The organism is Streptomyces sp. CC224B (assembly GCF_030010595.1).
Classification (GTDB): domain Bacteria; phylum Actinomycetota; class Actinomycetes; order Streptomycetales; family Streptomycetaceae; genus Streptomyces; species Streptomyces longispororuber.
This window is the reverse complement of sequence record NZ_JASCXL010000101.1, coordinates 14,085-34,163: the sequence shown is the minus strand read 5'-3', so window position 1 is coordinate 34,163 and position 20,079 is coordinate 14,085. Positions and strand designations below refer to the sequence as shown.

Genomic DNA, 20,079 nt, shown 5'->3' with positions numbered 1-20,079 from the left:
CCCCCGCCGCCCCGCCCGCCCCCCCCCCCCCCCCGCCCCCCCACCCCGGGGGGCCGGCCCCCCGGCGGGGCGCCCCCCCCCCCCCCCCCCCACGGCGCGTGGTGCGTCAGACCGCCGCGGGCTCCGGCACGGACTCGGCGGACTCCGCCGGGCGCGGGACGCGGTGCAGGCCCTTGCGGTCGTAGAGGCGCGTCATGCCGAAGCCGAAGAGCACGGAGACGGCCAGGGCGACGCCCATGGCGGTCCAGGCCCGGGACAGACCGGCGTCGGCCTGGGCGTCGAAGTACAGGATCGAGCGCAGCCCACCGGTGAGCTGGCGCAGCGGCTCGAACTCGGCGAGCGCCCGGAAGAACCCGGGCAGCGCCTCCAGCGGCACGGTGGCGCCGGAGGACGGCACGGCCATGGCGACGAAGACGATGGTCGACACGAGCATGCCCGGCGTGCCGAAGACGGCGAGCAGCGCCAGGGCGCTCACCCCGACGACGGCGATGGTGCCCACGGAGTAGAGCCAGAGCAGCCCCAGGTGGGATGCGTCCATGCCGAGGAGGCCGACCGTCGCGAGCTCCACGAGTGAGCCCATGACCACGGCGAGGGCCAGCATGAGGACGGTGCTGACCGCGAGGGTGCGCGTGCGGCTGGTGTGGCGCACGGGCATGCGCTGCCGGAAGGGGCCGAAGTCGGTGTGCAGGTAGCCGAGCGCGGTGTCCACCTGAGAGGTGATGACGTTGGCGGCGAGCATGCCGGAGACCAGCAGGACCAGCGCGTAGTAGAAGGCGCTCAGGCCCATGGCGCTGTGCGTGTCGAGCGGGTGGCCGTCGGCGACCTGCACGGTCACGGGGTCGGTCAGCATGAGCTGGGCGGCGGCGGGCAGCGGCGCCTGGCGGCCCGCGTCGGCCTTGGAGGCCCGCCCGCCTTCGGCGGCCTTCCCGTCCTGGGCGGCCTTGCCGTCCTGCCGTGCCGACCGCCCCTGAGCGGCCTCCTCGCCCTGCGGCCCCTTGCCGCCCTGCTGCGCCTGTACGCGGCCGAGCAGCTCCTTGCCCAGCTCGGCCGAGGCCGCGTGGGCCGCCCTCTGCGTGGCCTGACTGGCCATGGACGAGCCGAAGCTGCCCGCCGCCTGGTTGGTCAGCACCTTCAGGACGGGCGCGGCGGGGGTCTCCTTCGCCGCGGCGGGGTCCTGCGGTCGCGGCGCGGTGAGTCCGCCGACCCGGGCGCTGAAGTCCCGCGGCACGACCAGCGCGCCGTAGAGCTTGCCCTGGCCGAGCCGCTTGTCGGCCTCCTCCTGGCTGAGGACCTGCCAGTCGATGCTGTCGTCGCGCGCGGCGGCCTTCTTGATGCCGGAGACGACCTTGTCGCCGACGTTGACGCGCTGCTCACCCGTGCCGGTGCCGCGGTCGTTGTTGACGAGCGCGACGGGGAGATCGCGCAGGTTTCCCTTGGGGTTCACGTTGCCGCCCACGTAGAGCAGGGCGAACAGGGTGGAGACCACCGCGACGATGATGCCCGTACCGATCCACAGCCGGGGGCTGCGGAGCACGGAGGAGGGCTGAGGGGATGGCATGAACGCTCCAGTGCGATGACGCTACGTAACTGGATACTGTCACTATCCAGCACTGGATAGTGACAGTATCGAGTTGGTGGTGTCCAATTGCCGTAGTGGGGCAGCCGGGGCGTGCCGGGCCGTGTCCCCCGTCGTCGAGGAAGCCGCATGAAGATCTCGGAGCTCAGCCGCACGACCGGCGTACCGGTCGCCAGCATCAAGTACTTCCGCCGCCAGGGCCTGTTGCCCGCGGGCCGGGCGACCGCCGCGACGCTGGCCGAGTACGGGGACGAGCACGTCCAGCGGCTGCGGCTGATCAAGGCCCTGACCACGCTCGGCGGGCTGTCCATCGCCGCCACCCGCGACGTGCTCGCGGCGGTCGACCGGGCCGACAGCGCCGACAGCACGCTGAAGGCGATCAGCTACGCCCTGCCGGTGCCCGTCGCGCAGGCGCCGGCGGGCGACGAGGAGCGTGAGGCGGAGGCCGAGGCCGCCGCGGCGGCCGACGTGGCCGAGCTGATCGCGGCCATGGACTGGCGGGTGCCCAGCACCTCGCCGCACGTCCACGGCCTGACGACGGCCCTGCGCGAGCTGCGCCGCCTCGACGCCGACTACCGCCTGGACCGGCTGGCCGCCTACGCGGAGCTGGCCACGGCCGTGGCCCGCCTGGACCTCGAACGCGCCGCCGCCTTCGACGACTCACCCGCCCTGGCCGAACAGGCCGTCGTCGTCCTCGCCCTCTCCGGCCCCTTGCTCGAACTGCTGCGGCGCCTCGCCCAGGAGGACCGGGTCCGGCGCAGGTCGCCGGAGGGATCCTTGGACGAGGCGGACGAGGCGGACGAGGCGGACGAGGCGGACGAGTCAGGCGGGGTGGGCGAGGCGGACGAGGCCTGGCGCGAGTCGCTGGAGGAGCGCCTGGAGGCAGCCCGGCGCGGGCCGTCGGAGAAGGGCTCGGACGCCGGCTGAGCGCGGCGCCCGGGCCCCGGGGTGCCGCGCGGTGGACGGGAACGGCCGGACAGGCCCTAGGCCCACATCCCGCCGTCGACCCGCAGCACCGTGCCCGTGACGTACGAGGCGCGGTCGCTGAGGAGCCAGGCCGCGGCCTGGGCGACCTCCTCCGGGTCGGCGGCGCGCCGCAGCGGCGTCTGCGCGTTGAGCCGGTCGACGGTGCCGGGCGACTTCGCGTCCCACTCCAGCAGCATCTCGGTGAGCGTGGTGCCCGGCGCGACGGCGTTGACGCGGATGCCCTCGGGACCGTAGGTGACGGCCGCCGAGGCGGTGAGGCTGTTCACCGCCCGCTTCGCCGCGCCGTACACGGGCAGCTCCGGGTTGGCCATGAGGCTGCCGACGCTGGAGGTGTTCACGATGGCCCCGCGCCCGGCCGTCGCGCGGATGGCGGCGACCTCGGCGGACATCGCCAGCCACGGGCCCTTGAAGTTGACGGCGCTGACGTGGTCGAAGTCGGCCTCCGGGAGCTGCTCCAGCGGGCCGGGCGGCTGGCCCGTCGCCCCGTTGTTGAAGGCCACGTCCAGGCGCCCGTACCGTTCCACGCACCGGTCGACGGCGGCCCTGACACTCGCCCGGTCGGCCAGGTCGCACACCGCGTGGTCCGCGGTGCCGCCGTCCGCCCGGATCTCCTCCGCCACCTTCTTGAGCTGGTCCTCGGTGCGGGCCGCGAGGAGCACCCGGGCCCCCTCCCGGGCGAACAGCCGCGCGGCCGCCGCGCCGATGCCCCGGCCGGCGCCCGTGACGAAGGCGACCTTGCCGGTGAGCAGGCCCGACGACGGGATGGACATGATCGGTTCGTTGTTCATGCCGACGAGCCTGGGCCCCGCCGCCGGGCGCATCCAGGCCCCGGCAGTACCTGGCTGGGCGCCCCGGCGCCCGTGCACACTGGGCGGGTGGATCACGGAGTACGACAGGAGCTCGGGGCCTTCCTGCGCAGCAGGCGCGAACGCGTCACCCCCGCCGACGTGGGGCTGCCCGCGGGCCCCCGGCGCCGCACCCCCGGGCTGCGCCGCGAGGAGGTGGCGCAGTTGGCGTTCATCTCCGCCGAGTACTACACGCGGCTCGAACAGGCCCGCGCCACCCGCCCCTCGCGCGAGGTCCTCGCGCAGCTCGCCCGGGCGCTGCGCCTGTCCGACGCCGAGCGCGACCACCTGCACCACCTCGCCGGGACCCCGCCCGGGCCGCCGCCCGGACCCTCGCGGGAGGTGCGGCAGAGCATCCTCGACCTGATCCGGACGCTGCCGGGGGCCGCCGCGTTCGTCATGTCGGCGACGTACGAGGTACTCGCCTGGAACGACACGGCCGCCGCCCTGATGGAGGACTTCTCCGCCCTGCCGCGCCGGGACCGGAACCTCGTCCGGCGCGCCTTTCTCGGCCCCCACCGCGACGGCCGGCGGCTGTACGGCGACTCGGACGCGGACGGGTTCGCCCGCTCCGCGGTCCGGCACCTGCGCGCCACCGCCGCCCGCTACCCCGGCGACCCGGAGGTCACCGGCCTGGTCCGGGAACTGCTCTCCGGCAGCGAGGAGTTCGCCCGGCTCTGGGCGGCGCACGACGTGGCCGGGCGGCCGACGCCCTGCCGGACGTTCGCGCACCCCCTCGTCGGCCCGGTTGCGGTCACCAGCGACGTGCTGAGCGTCCCCGACCGGGACCAGCTCGTCGTCATCTACGCCGCCGCACCGGGCTCGCCGTCGGCGGAGGCCCTGCGCCTGCTGTCGGTCATCGGGACCCAGCGCATGGAAGTGGCCGGCTGAACGCGGGTCCAGCCGGCCACCTTCGCGGGATGGTGCCTCAGCGCACCGGGTTCAGCGAGGGCTCGGCCCTGCGTCCGGTGAGGGTCAGGACCAGCGCCACCGCGGCCAGCACGCTCGTGACGGCCGCGAGGAGGGCGGGCGCGTCCGCCAGCGCTCCGCCCGGCCAGGCGGCGTCCAGGACCCGCTCGAGCGCCGTCGAACTGACGACGCCGCGTACCAGGTGGGCGGCGAGCAGGGCCAGGGAGAGCTGCACCCCGGTGAGGAGCGCCACCCGGGCGCCGGTCACCAGGAGCGCCGCGCCGGCCACCACGCACAGCACGGCCATCGCCAGGGCCACGCCCCACGCGCGCGAGAAGCCGTCCGAAAGGACCGGCGCCTGGGCGACGCCGCACAGGACGAGGGCCGCGCCCGTGAGGCGCCGCAGCACGGCGGGCCACGGGCTCCGCCCTCGGGCGTGCGGGAACAGCTTCTCCTCGGCCGCCCGCGGCGGTGGCGTCACCGGCGTCGACGGGGCGTCGTCGCCGCGCCCCTCACCCGTGTCACCCCCGGGCGCCTCAGGAGTCTCGGCCCCGGCGGACGGGGCGCCCTGCGGGACGGCCAGCCGGTTGATCAGGTCCGCGACGTCGTCGACCGGCCTGGACGCAGCGGCCCGGACGGCCTCGGTGCCGACGCCGGGGTCGTGCGGCGGCTCGTGGAGCAGCTCCAGGAGGCGGCCGACCTCCGCGACGGGGCGCTTCTCGGCGGCCGTCCGGACCGCCTCGTCGAGCTGGCCCGAGGCGTCCTGCGACTGCCCGAGGACCTCCACGAGCCGTGCCACGTCGTCCACGGAGCGGACCATGACCACGGCCCGCAGGGCCGCGGCGGCGGTGGGGGAGCTGTCCGGTGACCGCCGCAGGAGGGTGAGGAGCTGGATGATGTCCTCCAGCGACCTGGACGCGATGGTCGTGTGGATCAGCTCGTCGGCTATCTCCGAGCGCGGCTCGCACGCGTCGCGGCTTCTCGCCTCCGGGTCCCCGGGGCGTGCGGGCCGTTCCGCCGCCCACAAGGACGCCGTGCCCCAGTGGACCTGGGTGTCGTCGGCATCGCCCGTGGACGGCGTGCCCGGTCCTGCCGGGTCGCTGTAGGACTCCGTCGTCATGCTCGTCTCCCCAGCGTCAGGCGCTCGCCCCGGTGGCGGCGCTCCTTCTCGCGCGGCTGAACGGCCGAGCCTTCGCGGGCCCCAGAAGAGCGGTCGGGCGAAGGGCCGCGGGCCGGCCTGGTCTGCTGACGGCCGGTCGTGCCGCACCTTCGGTCTCTGTCACTCATGGGCGTTCACCCCCGTCGACAGCGAAATGAGGGGTTATCACGCCATCAGCATGAGTTCAGCGGAACGAGGAGCGCACGAGGTGGTGACCCATACGGATGGAGGAGCGGCCACGCCGAGGCCCGCGCCCCTCGCCGTACTGTGCCGACGGGCCGGACCCAGCGCCTACCAGGCCGGTACGAGGCTGCCGGTGAGGGGAACCGCGGGCGAGCCGGTGTTGGTGACGACGGCGAGGCGGGGCCCCCGGGGGCCGGGGTGCCACTGCCCGCCGACGAGGGGCAGCCGGGCGATCACCGGGGAGGGGCCCGCCGTCCAGTCCAGGGTCCCCGCGACGGTGGCGACGCGGGCACCGGCGAGCGCCTGGGCGAGGGCCGCGCGGTCGGTGGGGTCGGCGGCGGTGGTCAGCGCGTGGTGCGCGACCTCCACCAGGGCGTGGGCCAGGCCGAGCGGCTGGAGCCACGGCGAGCCGGTGGCCTGCTGGTAGCCGCGCGCCAGCTCGGCGCAGGTGGTGCCGTCCAGGCCGGAGCGGTAGGGGTGGTCCGGGGACCAGTAGACGAGCGTGGCCACGCGGGCGTCGCCGAGCTCCGCGTGCACGTCCTCGGCGCGCGTGGTGTGCGTGTGGGGGTAGGTCAGCCAGCGGGAGCAGGTGATCAGCCGCGGCGGCGGCCCGCCCTCCCGGGCCCGGCGGTGGAAGCGGGCCAGGTCGGTGGCGGTGGCGGCGCTGGTGACGAGCTCCGCCCCGCGGGCGCGCAGGGCGGCGACGTGGGTGTCGAAGGGGTCCGTCCCCTCCCGGTAGCCGCCGGGGTCCACGAGGGTGTGCCCGCGCTCCGAGGCCACCGGGACGAACCCGTGCCGCTCGTCGCGCAGGAGCTGTCCCTGGAGTCCGTCGTTCCACAGGCAGCCGACGGTGCGCGGGCCGCCGAGCTGCTCCCACAGGTCGGCGAAGACGGCCGCGATGTCGTCCAGGCCCCACGCGAAGTGGTACGTCCAGCGGAACCGGTCCCGCGCCGAGGCGCCGCGGGTGTGCAGATACGCCTGCCACGGGAAGGTGGTCGACACGCAGGGGACGCCCAGCTCCTCGCAGGCGGCGGTGACGGCGGGGAGCACCTGGGTGCCGGCCATCGTCAGGACGAGGTGTGCCCGCTCGCCCTCGGCCAGGTCCCGCACGGCGCGCCGGGCCGCTTGCGGGTCGGACCGGCTGTCGCGCACCGCGACGCGCACGGCGTAGGAGCGGGCGCCGTTGCGGACGCGCCCGAGGCGCGGGGCCAGTGCCCGCAGGACGTACGAGAGGGGTGCTCCGAGCGGCGCCAGGCGGCCGGTGAGCGGGGTCACCACTCCGACGCGGAGCTGGGTCGACGACGTGTCCGTCGGCATGCGTTCGCCTTTCCTGGCTCACGGGGAAGAGCGTGGGGGACGGGCCGGTGTCCTGTGCCCGCGGGCAACCGGGACACAGGACACCGCTGCCGTACGTCCGGGCGGCCGCGCGGGCGCCGGGGGAGCGGCCCCGGTCACCGCCCGCGCGTGCCGCCCGTAGCCGCCCTTACTCGTCGACGGTCACGCAGGTGGTGCGGGTCAGCACGGACACCGTCTCGTTGCCGCAGTTGTTGCTGTGTCCCGACGCGTTGCGGGCGAACAGCAGGTTCGACAGGACGCCTCCGCTCGGCCCGACGTGGTCGCCCGACGAGGCGCCCGCGCGCTCGGAGTGGGTCAGGCAGGTGCGGTCCTTCAGGAGGGACACCTTGCCGGTGCCGCACAGGTTGGCGTGGCCCGAGGAGTTGCGTCCCGACACGTTGGACAGCAGACCGCCGGCCCCCGCGTCCGCGTCGCCACTGTGGGCGGCGGCCAGGCCCATGGGCGCTGTCACCAGCAGCCCGACGACCGAAACCACCACCGCCACGCGTCGCATGACATGCATGTTGTGTACTCCTCCGCTGCGTCGATCGATACGTCGGCCGCCCGGCGGGCGGCCTCACGGGAGTAACGAGCGGAGCGTGCGCCGGAGTGGGGCCCGGGAGGGTGAAAGATCAGCTAAGCGATTGATCCGACACGCGGTGGCGGCGCGCGCCTGAACGGGCCGGGTCCCGCGGGTGAAGGTCCGAGCAAATCGGCGCGCTCCGAGGTGACTTCGGCCGCCTCCGTGGTGGCGTACGCGCGCCGAATTGCCTCGTCACCGTTCGAACCTCTACGTTGAGCCGCTCATTTATTCGGTTTAACACGCCGCTTGTGCGGCGGTTGTTCGAGAGGACCTCCATGCGGAGTGACAAGTCCGGCATATCCATACGGGGCAGACGCACCCGACTTCAGATAGCCGTCGCCGCGGGTGTCGTCGTCGCGGCGTCGCTCGCCGCGACCGCCGGCGCCACCGCCGCCGGCCCCGACGCCGGATCGTCCGCGTCGTCCGCGTCGTCCTCCTCGGCCACGGGGTCCGCGGAACGCCGGCAGCACGTCGAGTACTTCCCCGGCCCCGACAGCCACCCCCGGCACACCACGGTCCCCGTCCCCGCGCCGCTGAACCACAAGCAGCGGACGGCGATCGCGGGCGACGGCAAGGTCGTGCAGCTCGTCAAGAACGGCACGTCCGGCTCCAAGGCCGACGTCGTCTTCATCGGCGACGGCTACACCAAGTCCCAGCAGAAGGACTTCCAGGCCGACGTGCGCGCCAAGTGGAAGGACGTCTCCAAGGTCGAGCCGTACGCCACGTACAAGAAGCAGTTCAACGTCTGGGCCGTGGAGGCCCACTCCCCGCAGTCGGGTGTCGGCGGTGACCCCACGCCGGACGTGAGCAAGAGGACGGCGCTCGGCTCGTCGTTCTACTGCGACGGCATCGAGCGCCTGCTGTGCGTCAACCCCGAGAAGGTCGAGGCGTACGCGAGCAAGGCCCCGGACGCCGACCTGGTGATCGTCCTCGCCAACTCCACCATGTACGGCGGCGCGGGCTACAACGACATCACCTCGCCCTCCGGATACGACGGCATCGCCACCGCCTCCTCGGACAGCTACGAGTCCTCGCAGATCCTCGTCCACGAGACCGGCCACTCGCTGGGCAAGCTGGCCGACGAGTACTGGGACGACGAGTCCAGCCGGTACGACGGCGCCGAGCCGTGGGAGTCGAACATCAGCAAGCTCAAGGCCGCCCAGCTCACCGCGCAGAAGAAGAAGTGGTACCGCTGGATCGGCCGGACGTCCCCGGACGGCGGCAAGGTCGGCGCGTACCGCGGCGGCGGCTACTTCGCGCGCGGCATCTACCGCCCCACCGAGAACTCGATCATGCGGACGCTCGGCACCGAGTTCAACCTGCCCGGCCGCGAGGCGATGATCGCGGGCTTCCACCGGCACGCGTCGGTGATCAGCGCCACCACCCGCACGAGCGTGGAGGTGCGCCGCACGCAGACCATCACCGTCCAGGCGGGCAAGGGCGTCCAACTGCGCTGGTACGTCGACGGCCGGGCCACCGACAAGGGCAAGGACAAGGCGAGCATGACGCCGCGCGCCCTCGGCGTGCCGGCCGACGGCCGCGCCCACAAGGTCTCGGTGCGCGGCACGGACACCACCAAGGCGGTCCTCGACCCGGCCCTGCGCAAGCTCCTGACGAAGAAGTTCACCTGGCGGGTCGCCCGCTGACGCACCGTCCGCGCTGACGCACCGTCCGCGCTGACGCACCGTCCGCACTGACCCGCCGTCCGCACTGACGCACCGTCCGCGCTGACCCGCCGTCCGCGCTGACACCGCTCGTGGGGACACCGCGCCCCCGCCCCGGCCCGCGAGGCCCGGGGCGGGGGCGCGCTTCGTGCGGCGAACCGCCCGACGGCTTCGACGCGTACGGCTGCCACACCCGGCGGGCGCACGCGAAAACCGTTTGCCCGGCTTTCCGGGAAGCGCCTACCGTCGGGTGCACCGAGAGCGAACACGGAAGGACGATGCCTGTGCCTGCGACCCGCTGACGGGCCGCTGCGCCATCCCACCGGACCCTTGCGCCGGTGACGGCTGCTGGAGCGGCCCGTCCGTGCCACGGACCTCGTCTTCAGACCAGTCGGAAAAGGACGTCTCGTGTTCTCCTTCGCCTCGCACACCCACGCCTATCTGCGCCACGCCGCCGGTGACCGGGCCCTGCGCGCCGGCCCGTTCACGGTCCGCCTCGACCCGCACGACGCCGGGCCCTTCTTCAACTACGCCGTCCCCGACGACGGGGCGGAACCGACCGGCGACCACGTCCGACAGCTCGTCAGGACGTTCACCGCCCGGTCGCGGACACCGCGCCTCGAGTACCTCCCCGCCGCCGCTCCCCGCGTCGAGGACGCGCTCACCGCCGCCGGGTTCACCGCCGAACGGCGACTCCCGGTCCTGACCTGTGTCCCCGGGGAGGCTCCGCCCCCGCCGCCCACCGGGCCGGTCGAGGTCGTGCTCGCCAGGACCGACACACAGCTCCGGCAGGTCGCCGAGGCACAGGGCGAGGCGTACGAGCAGCCCGCGGTCACCGCGCACGACGTCGCGCGGCTGCGGGGCGTGCTGGACCGCGGCGGCCTCGTCGCCCTCGCCCTCGACACGGAGACCGGCCAGGGCGTGGGCGGCGGCCAGCTCGGGCCGCCGCACCAGGGCACGAGCGAACTCGCCGCCATCGGCGTGCGCGTGGCGTACCGGCGGCGCGGCATCGCGTCGGCGCTCACGGCCGCGCTGACGCGCGCCTGCCCGTACGCCGGGATCACCACGCCGTTCCTCACGCCGGAGAACGACGACACGGAGCGGATCTACCTGCGCGCCGGGTACCGGCGGGTCGCGGAGGTCCTGCACATCTCGCTGCGGTGACCCCCGGGCGGCGGCCTCCCGGCCACTCCGGTGCCCGGGAAGCCGCCACCGACCACCGACCGTCGACCGCCGGACGCAGGCGCGGTCCACGGGGCCGCGAACGGGACCCCGCGCCGGGCCCGATGAGGCGCGGATCACGCGCCGTTCCCCTTCGGCCGGCGTTCTGGCGCGGCCTTTTTTCTGTTTAGGTTGAACGGATCCGGCGGATGCCGGGCGGCACCGCGACACAGGGGGTTCACCGGCATGGCGCTCACGCACTGGGGTTTCATCTACACGGCGGCCGGGAGCCCCGCGGGCGGTCAGGTCGACGTCGTGGACACAGGCGCGTGCCGCACCGTCCTGGTCGGGGTGGAGAAGCCCGAGGAGGGCATCGAGGCCGCGCGCCGCCTGGTGGGCGAGGGCGTGCAACTGATCGAGCTGTGCGGGGGGTTCGGGCCGGTCTGGGCCGGGCGCGTCATCGAGGCGATCGACGGCGCGGTCCCCGTGGGCACGGTCGGCTACGGCCCCGAAGCGGTCGACCAGGTGCACGCCATCTTCTCCTGACCGCACCACCCACCCCACCCGCCTCGTACGTACGTACGTCACGTCGCACCACTCGACCGCTGGGGAGCCGTCCGCATGAGCCCGGAGCCAGCCATCCGCACGAGTACAGGAGCGGGCGCCGGCCCCGTACCGGCGCTGCGCGCGGCGTACGCGGCGGCGTCGGACGCCGTCGCCGGCCTGACGGACGCGGAGTCGTGGGCGCCGACCGGCTGCACCGGCTGGGCGGTCCGCGACCTCGTCGTGCACTGCCTGGAGGACGCCCAGCGCGCCCTGGTGGCCCTGCACACGCCGACGCGGGAGCCGGCGGACCGGGACGCCGTGACCTACTGGCGGAGGTGGCGGCCGGACACCGCGGCGGCGGCCGACGACCGGCTCCGGACGCGCGTCAACGCCAGCGTGCTCGCGGACTTCGCCGCGCTGCGCGACCGGTACCGCGCGACACTGGCGGCGGTCGCGCACGCGGCGGCCGCGGCGGACCCCGCCGGGCACGTCCGTACGCAGGGGCACGTACTGACCGCCGGGGACCTGCTGACCACCCTCGCCGTGGAGGCGACCGTCCACCACCTGGACCTGACGGCGGGGCTCCCGCGCCTGCCGGGGCCGGCGCCCGAGGGCCTGGCCGCGGTGCGCGCCACGCTCGACGGCCTGCTCGGCCGGGCCGCCCCGCCGCACTGGACGGACGAGCACTACGCGCGCGTGGGCACAGGCCGGGCCGAGCTGACCCCCGCGGAGCGCGCCGCGCTGGGCCCGGCGGCGGCCCGCTTCCCGCTGTTCGGCTGAGGACCGCCGGGCCCCGGGCACCCCGCGCACGAGCCCGCGGCACGACTCAGGCCCCGCCCCCGTCCGGCGGCTCCGGAGCGGACGCCGCGGCCGCCGCCAGCAAGTGCTCGGCCAGCACGCGGCAGCGGTCCACGAGTTCGGGCGGGTCGAGCACCTCGAAGGCGTGCCCGAGCAGGAGCACGTGCAGCAGGATGCGGTCGAGGCTCCCGGCACCGCTGAGCACCTCGCAGCGCCCGTCCCCCCGCCCCCGTACGACGGCGGCCGACGCCGGGACCTGCGCGCGCACCGTGTCGGCCGGCGCGTGCACGAGGAAGCGCGCCTGGTGCGGATAGGCGCGGCTCGCCACGCCCTCCTGTACGTACGCCGCCGCGTCGGGCGCGGCGCGCGGGGAGAAGCGCCAGGTCCGCGCGGCCACGTCCGTCATCCGGTCGAGGCGGAAGCTGCGCCAGCCGTCGCGGTCGAGGTCGTAGGCGAGGAGGTACCAGCGCCGGTCGGAGGCGACCAGGCGGTACGGCTCGACCCGCCGCTCCCGCGCCTCGTCCCCGGACCGGTAGCGGAAGGTGGCCTCGACCTGGTCACGGCAGGCGCCGGACAGCGTCAGGAGCACGTCGGGGTCGACCGGCGCGCGGGCCGTGCCGAAGAACTCCACCGATCCGGAGAGCGTCCGCACCTCGTGCCGCAGCCGGGCGGGCAGCACCCGGTCGAGCTTGGTCAGGGTCCGCAGCGCCGCGTCCGTGGCCCCGGCGGCCGCGCCGCCCGCCCCGGCCAGCAGCGCGACCGCGGTGACGACCGCCTCCTCGTCGTCGAGGAGCAGCGGCGGCAGGTCCCGGCCCGGCCCGAGCCGGTAACCGCCCCCGACGCCCTGGCCGGCGTGGACCGGGTAGCCGAGGGTGCGCAGCCGTTCCACGTCGCGCCGCACCGTGCGCGGCGTGACCCCGAGCCGGGCCGCGAGCTCGGGGCCGGTCCAGACGTGGCGCTGCTGCAACAGCCCCAGCAGCGTGAGCACCCGCTCCGTCGTCCCGTGCCCGTCACCCTGTGCCGCCGTCATGCCGCCACCTTGCCAGAGCCCCGGGCGATAGCGGACCGATCCTGTCCGCCTGCGGTGCCAGAGTGAAGCACGACACCGACCGCGCGTACGAGACGCCGACGAACGGAGCACCACCATGAGCCGCCAGTTCCAGGTCACCTTCGACGCCCACGACCCCCGGGCCCTGTCGACCTTCTGGCGCGAGGCCCTGGGCTACGTCCACCCCGGCCCGCCCGGCGTCGACCTGCCCGCGGGCGCCGACCCCCTGGCCGCGTGGGACGACTTCCTCGCGCGGGCCGGGGTGCCGGAGGAGGAGCGCACCGCGCGATCGGCCGTCGAGGACCCCGAGGGGCACGGCCCGCGCCTGTTCTTCCAGCGGGTGCCCGAGGGCAGGACCGCCAAGAACCGCGTGCACCTCGATGTCCGGGCGGCGCCCGGGCTGCGCGGGGAGGAGCGGATGGCGGCACTGGAGGCGGAGTGCGAGCGGCTCGTCGCGCTGGGGGCGACACGAGTACACCGCTTCGAGCCCACCCCTCCACTGAGCGCGGGCCACCTCGTCATGGCCGACCCGGAGGGCAACGAGTTCTGCCTGGACTGAAGGACTCGGCTGCCTTCCCGCCTCTGACCAGCATATTTGAGGCTGCCGAGGGCTTCTCGGGTCGTGCAGGCATCCCTCTTCTACCTGGGAGTCCCCGGGAGTTCCTGCGCAAGTGCGCACTGATTGTGCACTGGGGCCACCGGTCTGTACCGCGGGGACTTACCCGTGCCCGCGCGGAGCTGGAGCCCGCCTTTGAGGAGGACCGAGCCGAAGAGGGTGTTCTCCCGGCCCGGCACGAGAGGGCCGCGGGATGAGGCTGCCTACCCCACGGCACATGAGCGAACCGGACACGTGGGTACGGCGGACCGGTGCCGCAGCCGTGGCCACGGTCGCCGCATACGCCTCGTACGTGCACCAGCGTGAGTTCGCCCGGCAGGGCGGCGCTGGCCGAACTCCGCCGCGCGGACCTGCTGGGCCTGGACGACTGCGCCGTGGACGGCTCGCACGTCCGGGCCCTCAAAGGCGGGGAGCATGTCGGCCCTTCGCCCGTCGACCGCGCCCGCCCCGGCTCCAAACACCATGTGATCGTGGATAGTCGCGGCACCCCGCTCGCTGTGTCGTTTACCGGAGGCAATCGCCACCACGTCACCCAACTGTTGCCCCTGCTCGACGCGATACCGCCGATCCGTGGCCTGCGTGGCCGAGCGGCCCCAGGCGTGGTCCCGGACCGACCATGCAGACGACCGCCTATTTGCCGCGCATGTCTCACACAGCGGGCACGGACGCGTGCGGCGCCGCGGGAGGTGGAGCGGGCGGGGTGCGCTCAGCCCCGCACTTGCGGCCGCCGAGGTGGAGCAGGTTCTGCCCGTCGGCGCCGAGCGGGTCGACGGCACTGTGGAGCCGCTCGCGTCCTGGATGCGGGTGGGGGACTGGTCCGCGATCCAGCCCGCACGGTCCACGACCGCCGCTGACCCGGACGCAGGGGAACCGCCGCCGTACACAGGGGAACGAAGTGACATGTTCCGGTACCGGGGCTGGAGTGATCGTGCGACCATCCGGGCGTGGAGGAGCTGCGACCTGACGACCCGTGTGTGATCGGTCCGTACCGCGTGCTCGCGCGTTTGGGCGCCGGCGGGATGGGGCGGGTCTATCTGGCGCGCTCCGCCGGCGGGCGTACCGTCGCGGTGAAGACGGTACGCGGCGAACTGGCGCAGCAGGAAGAGTTCCGCACGCGCTTCGCGCGGGAGGTGCGGGCCGCGCGCAAGGTCGGAGGGCCGTGGACCGCTCCGGTGCTGGACGCCGACATGGAGGGATCGGTGCCCTGGGTGGCCACGGGCTACGTGCCGGGTTTGTCCTTGGAGCACGTGGTCGGCCGGTCGTTCGGTCCCTTGCCGGAGGACACACTGCGCGGCCTGGGTTCGGGCCTGGCACAGGCCCTCGACACGATCCACGGCGCTGGGGTCGTGCACCGTGACCTCAAGCCGTCGAATGTGCTGCTCGCCGTGGACGGCCCGCGCGTGGTCGATTTCGGTATCGCGCGGGCGTGGGACACGGCCCCGGGTGAGGCGGTGACGCGTACGGGAGCCGTCATCGGGTCGCCGGGCTTCATGGCGCCGGAACAGGTGCGCGGCGGTGAGGTGGCGCCCGCGTCGGACATCTTCTGCCTGGGCGCGGTCCTGGCCTACGCGGCGACAGGCCGTCCGCCGTTCGGCTCCGTGCAGGCCGGGCTGCACGCGCTGTTGTACCGCGTGGTGGAGGAGGAGCCGGACCTCGCCGGGATTCCGGAGTGGCTGGCTCACGTGGTGCGTGACTGCCTCGCCAAGTCTCCGGAGCAGCGGCCGTCCGTCGCCGACGTGCTGAACGTGTGCGGCCCCTTCACCGGGCAGGACTGGCTCCCCCGGCAGCTGACGGCTGAACTGGCACGGCTCAGCGGCCAGTTGTTGGACCTGGACGGGCCCGGGCCTGAGTCCGGCTCCCGGTCCCCGCGCCACGACGAAGGTTCTCCGGCGGCGTCCGAGGCATCCGCCCCCGATACAGCGGGGCCTGCCTCCGCGCCCGCGGCCGGCCCGACGGCGGCCGATGCGACAACCGCCGCGGGTGCACCCACCTCCTCGCGTCCGGGCGGAGCAGGGAGGTTCCACCGCCGCGTGGTGGTGCCGGCCGCGGCGCTGGCCGTGGCGGCTGCCTCCGCGGCCGGGTTGTGGTTCTTGGGCCCGCTGCCGGGTACAGGGGGTGACGGCGGGGGCGGCGGCAACGGTGGCGCCGGTGGTGCCGCTTCGGACGACCCGGATGACGCGCCGCTGCCGCGGGCGTACCTCGGTTCCTGGAAAAGCGTGATCAAGGGCGGCCCCGCACTGGTGCGGCTCACGGTGGGGGAGAACCGCGGCGGGCAGCCGGCCGTCACCTACCTCCTTGTGCATACGCACACGCTCTGCCAGGGCACCAGCCGCCTGCGCGACGTAGGGGACACCCGTGTCCTGCTCGAGGACGCAACAGCCACCAGGTCCGTCCCGGCCGACGACTGTCCCCCGCCGGCCGATCAGAGTCTGCGGCTGGGCGACGACGGCGAACTCGTCTGGACGGTACGCGGCAAACCCCGCACGCTGCGCCGTGCCGACGACACCGGCCCCGTCGACGACGCGTTCCTGGGCACCTGGAAGGCGACGGGGAAGGGCGGCGCGTCCGGCGGCGCGCTGCGCGTCACCGTGCGCCGTGGGAGCGTCGGCGCAGCCGTCGCCCGCCTGCGCTTCGACGGCGAGGACGGCAGGCGCTGCGAGATGGAGGACGTCCTCGTGGCCCAGGACGAGAGCCACCTCGCCTTCGGACCCATGGACGTGGACCGGTCCCGGTCCGACGAGGGCTGCGAGGCCGGAGCCGCCCACACCTACGTCCGTAGGGGAACGGACAGGATGCGCCTGGTGTTCGCCGACGACACCGAACCCGCCGTCACCCTCGTACGCACCCGGCGGTGACGTCCCGCTCAAGGACCAGAAGGCAGGACGCGCGACGTGGAGTCAGCAGGGACGGACCTGGCGGCCTGGCAGGCGGTGGCGGCGCACGAGGCGCCGTAGCGCTGTGCGGCGATGCCGAGCGGTCCTCCGGGCACCCGGAGCGCGGGCGGGGACGGTGGGTAATGCGTGCAGGTAGTCAGCGGCACGTACGGGGGATATGGCTGATACGACCGTGAAGATCGATGTGGACGCCGGACACGCTCCTGCCCCGCCCACACCCAGCCTCGGAGCAGTCATCCACGCGTTGCACTGGTCCCTCCGGCGCAGACGGCACCAAGCCGCAGCCCGACACTGCCTACCGAACATGAACCAGCTCAGGCCACGCATTCTGGCTGGAGTACTACGGCTGACCGGTGTGGGCCCGTGCAAGAACGGCAGGACCAGCTACCTGAAGGTAGGGCTATCCCCACCTTCAGGTTACGAGTGGGCCATGTAGGCGCGCGGCTTCGTTCCGGTGAGGCTGGGATCATGGACCTCGCGAGTGATCCGGCGGCTGCGGTCGAGCTGGAAGATGTGTCGAAGACGTACCCCGGCGGTGGCGGGACGCCCGCGCTGCGTGGAGTGAGCGCGCGGCTGGCGGCGGGAACGTTCTCGGCGGTGATGGGTCCTTCCGGGTCCGGCAAATCGACGCTGCTGAACTGCGCGGCAGGGCTGGAGCGGCCCAGCGCCGGGCGGGTCCGGCTGGCCGGGGAGGACATCGGCGCGCTGCGGGAGCCCGCGCTGACGCGGACGCGCCGTCGGCGGGCGGGTTTCGTGTTCCAGTCGTTCAACCTGGTCCCGGTCTTGTCGGTGTGGCAGAACGTCCTGCTGCCGCAGCGCCTGGCCGGTGTGCGCCCGGACCGGCGCTGGGCTGACGAGGTCCTCGCACGCGTGGGACTGTCCGGGCGCAAGCACGCCCGCCCCGACCAGCTCTCGGGCGGTCAGCAGCAGCGGGTGGCGGTCGCGCGGGCGCTGGCCGGACGCCCTGAGGTGCTGTTCGCCGACGAGCCGACCGGAGCGCTCGACCTGTCGGCCGGGCACGAGGTGTTGGCGCTGCTGCGGGAGGCGGTGGACGAGCTGGATCGGACGGTGGTGATGGTCACGCACGACCCCGCTGCCGCCGCCTGGGCGGACCAGGTCCTCTTCCTGGCCGACGGCCGGCTCCACTCCTGCCTCGACGGTGCGTCGGCCGCGCAGGTCGCCGCGGTGATGACGGAGCTGAGTACCCGATGATCCGTCTCGCTCTCGCCACCGTGCGCCACCGCTGGTGGTCCTTCGCCGGCACCTTCGCCGGCACGGCCCTGGCGGTGGCGCTGGTCGCCGCCTGCGGCACCCTGTTGTTCTCCGCGCTGTCCTCTCCGGCCGGATCCGACCGGTACACCGCCGCGGACGCCGTGGTCAGCAGCCCGCGCCAGGTGTCCGTGCGGGACGGGGACAAGACCAAGAGCCGCCCGTTGTCCGGCGCGCCCGCGCTGCCCGCCGGTCTGGCCGACCGCCTGGCCGCGGTGCCCGGAGTGGCGCGGGTGACCAAGGACGTGTCGTTCCACGCCCAGCCGCTCACGGCCGAGGGGAGTCCGGTCGCAGGCGGGTCGGGCGGGGCGCCGGTGCTGGGGCACCCCTGGACGTCGGCACCCTTGACTCCCTTCCGGCTCCTCAGCGGGCACGCGCCCCACAACGGCGAGGTGGTACTCGACGCGGGACTGGCCCGGCGTGCCGAGGTGCGCCCCGGGGACCGGGTGCGCATGGCCCTGTCGAAGGAGGTGGCCTCGTTCCGTCTCGCCGGCATCGTCGCGGCCCCCGAGGGCCCGCAGCTGCCCTGGCAGGGCGCGGCGTTCTTCTCCGTCTCGGACGCGGAGCGGCTGGCCCAGCCGGGCGACGCGACCGCGCTCGCCCTGCGCTTCGCGCCGGGTGCTGACGACAACGAGGTACTGGACGGGGTCCGGTCGGCGGCCGGAGGGAATGTGCGGGTGCTCACCGGTGAGGAGCGGGTGCGGGCCGACGCGCCGGCCGCGCTGGTCACCTACACCGGCGCGGTCGGGGTGTTCGGTTCCATGGCCGGCATCACCGTGTTCGCCGCCCTGTTCGTCATCGCCGGGACCATCGCCTTCGCCGCCCGGCAGCGCCTGCGCGAGCTGGCGTTGCTGCGGACGCTGGGGGCCACACCGCGCCAGGTGCGTCGGCTGCTGGGCCTGGAGGCATGGGCGGTGGGCGTGGCCGCCGCCGTGGCGGGGGCCCCGGTCGGGCTGTGGCTGGCGGGCTGGATGCGCGACCGGTTCGTGGACACCGGCGCCGTTCCGGCATCCCTGAAGGTGCACGGCGGTGTGTGGCCCCTGCTGATCGCGGCCGCAGCCGGGGTGGCGGTGGCGCGGTCGGCGGCGTACTTCGCCGCGCGGCGGGTGGCCCGGATCGCGCCGGCGGAGGCGATGCGGGAGTCGGCCGCCGCCCCGGCCGGCGGCGGGTTCTGGCGCCTGCTGACGGGGACGGTGCTGATCGCGGGCGCGGCGGCGGTGCTGGCGTTCACGCCGATGCGCGGCGGGATCGGCGTGGGCATGGGCTTCATCGGCTGCGCCCTGCTGATCTGTGCCGCTGCCGCCCTGGGGCCGTGGCTGGTGCGGGCGGTGGGCGCCCTTTTCGGCGGCCTGCTGCCGGGAGCGACCGGACGGCTGGCCGCCGCCAACACCCGGCGCTTTCCCCTGCGGGCGGCGGGGGCGGCCATGCCGCTGACGCTGCTGTTCGCCCTGAACGCCACCATGCTGCTGAACTCCACCCTGCTGAGCGACCTCACTGATCAGGCCGCGACCGCCCGGATGGCGCCCGCCCGTACCACCCTGTCCGCCGACGGCGGCCCCGGTCTGCCGCTGCGTGCCTACTCGGAGGCGGCCGGGATGCCCGGGGTGCGGGACGCGGACGCGACCCTGCCCACCGAGGTCATGGTCCGTGAGGGCGGCAAGCCGCGGCACCACCCCGCCCAGGGCCTGTACCGCAGCGGCGACGGCGTCCTCGACCTGGACGTCACCCATGGTTCCCTGCGCGGCCTGGCCGAGGGGGTGGCGATCAGCGAAGACCTGGCTGACGCCCAGCACTGGCGGGTGGGCGACACGGCCGCGCTGTGGCTGCCGGACGGCACCCGGCTGCGCCGGCCGGTGGTGGCGCTGTACGCCCGGTCATCTGGCTTCGGCGACATGCTGCTGCCCGGCCCGCTCGCCGCGGCGCACACCGCCCGGCCCCTGCTGTCGGCCGTCCACCTCGGCCAAGCCCCCCGCCCGGCCGCCCTGGCCGATCTGCGCGCGCGGTTCCCACACCTGTCGGCGGGCGCCGGCGCCGCGGACAGCCGGCGGGACGCCGAGGCCGCCTCGCAGCGGGCGGCGCTGCTTCTGCTGACAGGCATCTCCGTGGTCTTCACCGCCGTCGCCGTGCTCAACACCTTCGCCATGGCCGCCCTCGGCCGCCGCGGCGAGTACGCAGCCCTGCGGCTGCTGGGCGCCACCGTCCGCCAGGTGCGGGCCATGGCCGTGCGCGAGGCCGTCCTGACGGTCGCCGCGGGCCTGCTCGTGGGGGCGGCCATCACCGCGGTGGTCGTGGGCACCTTCAGCAGGGCTCAGGACGGCCAGTGGCGCCTGCTCGTCGACCCGGTCCAATACGCGGGCCTGTTGGCCGGCGCCGGACTTCTCGGCCTGGCGGGCGCGGCCCTGTCCACGCGCCTGGTGCTGCGTACCACCACGGCCCCCGGCGGACGGAGCGAGCAGTGAAGCCGACACGCAAGGCAGCGGCCGGAGCCCGTCCCGCCGCGGCGGGA

Annotated in this window: 16 protein-coding genes and 1 pseudogene; 11 read left to right on the top strand and 6 right to left on the bottom strand. The window is 74.7% G+C overall.

Annotated features, from left to right (window positions below):
• Positions 1–106: 106 nt before the first annotated feature.
• The gene (locus tag QK440_RS31670; RefSeq protein ID WP_282796678.1) at positions 107–1,558 is read right to left on the bottom strand and encodes a DUF3533 domain-containing protein; all 1,452 of its coding nucleotides are present in this window, start codon (positions 1,556–1,558) and stop codon (positions 107–109) included.
• A 147-nt stretch (positions 1,559–1,705) separates the two neighbouring features.
• Here QK440_RS31670 and QK440_RS31665 point away from each other — a divergent pair, with 147 nt between their 5' ends.
• Positions 1,706–2,503: a MerR family transcriptional regulator gene (locus tag QK440_RS31665; RefSeq protein WP_282796677.1), complete on the top strand. Its 798-nt coding sequence runs from the start codon at positions 1,706–1,708 to the stop codon at positions 2,501–2,503.
• A 56-nt stretch (positions 2,504–2,559) separates the two neighbouring features.
• Here the strand turns inward: QK440_RS31665 and QK440_RS31660 are convergent, their stop codons facing one another.
• Positions 2,560–3,351: a glucose 1-dehydrogenase gene (locus QK440_RS31660; RefSeq protein ID WP_282796676.1), complete on the bottom strand. Its 792-nt coding sequence runs from the start codon at positions 3,349–3,351 to the stop codon at positions 2,560–2,562.
• Positions 3,352–3,438: 87 nt separating this feature from the next.
• On the opposite strand from QK440_RS31660, the gene QK440_RS31655 reads away from it, so the two are divergent.
• Entirely contained in the window at positions 3,439–4,299 is an 861-nt protein-coding gene (locus tag QK440_RS31655; RefSeq protein ID WP_282796675.1) for a helix-turn-helix transcriptional regulator, read from the top strand.
• A gap of 37 nt (positions 4,300–4,336) precedes the next feature.
• Here the strand turns inward: QK440_RS31655 and QK440_RS31650 are convergent, their stop codons facing one another.
• The 3 genes from QK440_RS31650 to QK440_RS31640 all read right to left on the bottom strand — a co-directional run bounded on the left by QK440_RS31650 (position 4,337) and on the right by QK440_RS31640 (position 7,517).
• Entirely contained in the window at positions 4,337–5,437 is a 1,101-nt protein-coding gene (locus QK440_RS31650; RefSeq protein WP_282796674.1) for a hypothetical protein, read from the bottom strand.
• A gap of 330 nt (positions 5,438–5,767) precedes the next feature.
• Positions 5,768–6,976 carry an ABC transporter substrate-binding protein gene (locus QK440_RS31645; RefSeq protein ID WP_282796673.1) on the bottom strand — a complete coding sequence of 403 codons (1,209 nt, stop codon included), beginning with the start codon at positions 6,974–6,976 and terminating at the stop codon, positions 5,768–5,770.
• Positions 6,977–7,142: 166 nt separating this feature from the next.
• On the bottom strand, positions 7,143–7,517 hold the full coding sequence (locus QK440_RS31640; protein WP_282796672.1) for a hypothetical protein: 375 nt from the start codon (positions 7,515–7,517) through the stop codon (positions 7,143–7,145).
• Positions 7,518–7,852: 335 nt separating this feature from the next.
• Here QK440_RS31640 and QK440_RS31635 point away from each other — a divergent pair, with 335 nt between their 5' ends.
• The 4 genes from QK440_RS31635 (at position 7,853) to QK440_RS31620 (ending at position 11,728) form a co-directional block, all read left to right on the top strand.
• On the top strand, positions 7,853–9,223 hold the full coding sequence (locus QK440_RS31635; RefSeq protein ID WP_282796671.1) for a M64 family metallopeptidase: 1,371 nt from the start codon (positions 7,853–7,855) through the stop codon (positions 9,221–9,223).
• 426 nt (positions 9,224–9,649) lie between these two features.
• Positions 9,650–10,405, top strand: a complete 756-nt coding sequence (locus QK440_RS31630; protein WP_282796670.1) for a GNAT family N-acetyltransferase — start codon at positions 9,650–9,652, stop codon at positions 10,403–10,405.
• 243 nt (positions 10,406–10,648) lie between these two features.
• Positions 10,649–10,948 carry a DUF6506 family protein gene (locus QK440_RS31625; RefSeq protein WP_282796669.1) on the top strand — a complete coding sequence of 100 codons (300 nt, stop codon included), beginning with the start codon at positions 10,649–10,651 and terminating at the stop codon, positions 10,946–10,948.
• A 75-nt stretch (positions 10,949–11,023) separates the two neighbouring features.
• A complete protein-coding gene (locus QK440_RS31620; RefSeq protein WP_282796668.1) occupies positions 11,024–11,728 on the top strand; it encodes a maleylpyruvate isomerase N-terminal domain-containing protein in 705 nt (234 codons plus the stop codon).
• 46 nt (positions 11,729–11,774) lie between these two features.
• On the opposite strand, the gene QK440_RS31615 is transcribed toward QK440_RS31620, so the two are convergent.
• Positions 11,775–12,776 (bottom strand): YafY family protein, encoded by a 1,002-nt coding sequence (locus tag QK440_RS31615; protein ID WP_282796667.1) that lies wholly within the window; start codon positions 12,774–12,776, stop codon positions 11,775–11,777.
• A gap of 115 nt (positions 12,777–12,891) precedes the next feature.
• Here QK440_RS31615 and QK440_RS31610 point away from each other — a divergent pair, with 115 nt between their 5' ends.
• From QK440_RS31610 to QK440_RS31590, 5 genes and pseudogenes are all read left to right on the top strand, one after another.
• Entirely contained in the window at positions 12,892–13,353 is a 462-nt protein-coding gene (locus tag QK440_RS31610; RefSeq protein WP_282796666.1) for a VOC family protein, read from the top strand.
• A 428-nt stretch (positions 13,354–13,781) separates the two neighbouring features.
• Positions 13,782–13,994 (top strand): annotated as a pseudogene (locus tag QK440_RS31605) (transposase); the annotation flags it as partial.
• Between the two features lie 360 nt (positions 13,995–14,354).
• Positions 14,355–16,265, top strand: coding sequence for a serine/threonine-protein kinase (locus tag QK440_RS31600; protein WP_282796665.1), 1,911 nt, complete (start codon positions 14,355–14,357; stop codon positions 16,263–16,265).
• Between the two features lie 507 nt (positions 16,266–16,772).
• Positions 16,773–17,516 carry an ABC transporter ATP-binding protein gene (locus QK440_RS31595; protein WP_282796664.1) on the top strand — a complete coding sequence of 248 codons (744 nt, stop codon included), beginning with the start codon at positions 16,773–16,775 and terminating at the stop codon, positions 17,514–17,516.
• A complete protein-coding gene (locus QK440_RS31590) occupies positions 17,513–20,032 on the top strand; it encodes an ABC transporter permease (RefSeq protein WP_282796663.1) in 2,520 nt (839 codons plus the stop codon). The genes QK440_RS31595 and QK440_RS31590 overlap by 4 nt, the downstream gene beginning before the upstream one ends.
• The last annotated feature ends 47 nt before the right edge of the window (positions 20,033–20,079 follow it).

What these genes read in the sequence shown, in the direction of transcription:
- QK440_RS31670 (WP_282796678.1), bottom strand. Translation starts at nt 1,558, where the DNA reads ATGCCATCCCCTCAGCCCTCCTCCGTGCTCCGCAGCCCCCGGCTGTGG.
- QK440_RS31660 (WP_282796676.1), bottom strand. Translation starts at nt 3,351, where the DNA reads ATGAACAACGAACCGATCATGTCCATCCCGTCGTCGGGCCTGCTCACC.
- QK440_RS31615 (WP_282796667.1), bottom strand. Translation starts at nt 12,776, where the DNA reads ATGACGGCGGCACAGGGTGACGGGCACGGGACGACGGAGCGGGTGCTC.
- QK440_RS31645 (WP_282796673.1), bottom strand. Translation starts at nt 6,976, where the DNA reads ATGCCGACGGACACGTCGTCGACCCAGCTCCGCGTCGGAGTGGTGACC.
- QK440_RS31595 (WP_282796664.1), top strand. Translation starts at nt 16,773, where the DNA reads ATGGACCTCGCGAGTGATCCGGCGGCTGCGGTCGAGCTGGAAGATGTG.
- QK440_RS31620 (WP_282796668.1), top strand. Translation starts at nt 11,024, where the DNA reads ATGAGCCCGGAGCCAGCCATCCGCACGAGTACAGGAGCGGGCGCCGGC.
- QK440_RS31665 (WP_282796677.1), top strand. Translation starts at nt 1,706, where the DNA reads ATGAAGATCTCGGAGCTCAGCCGCACGACCGGCGTACCGGTCGCCAGC.
- QK440_RS31650 (WP_282796674.1), bottom strand. Translation starts at nt 5,437, where the DNA reads ATGACGACGGAGTCCTACAGCGACCCGGCAGGACCGGGCACGCCGTCC.
- QK440_RS31610 (WP_282796666.1), top strand. Translation starts at nt 12,892, where the DNA reads ATGAGCCGCCAGTTCCAGGTCACCTTCGACGCCCACGACCCCCGGGCC.
- QK440_RS31635 (WP_282796671.1), top strand. Translation starts at nt 7,853, where the DNA reads ATGCGGAGTGACAAGTCCGGCATATCCATACGGGGCAGACGCACCCGA.
- QK440_RS31625 (WP_282796669.1), top strand. Translation starts at nt 10,649, where the DNA reads ATGGCGCTCACGCACTGGGGTTTCATCTACACGGCGGCCGGGAGCCCC.
- QK440_RS31590 (WP_282796663.1), top strand. Translation starts at nt 17,513, where the DNA reads ATGATCCGTCTCGCTCTCGCCACCGTGCGCCACCGCTGGTGGTCCTTC.
- QK440_RS31640 (WP_282796672.1), bottom strand. Translation starts at nt 7,517, where the DNA reads ATGCATGTCATGCGACGCGTGGCGGTGGTGGTTTCGGTCGTCGGGCTG.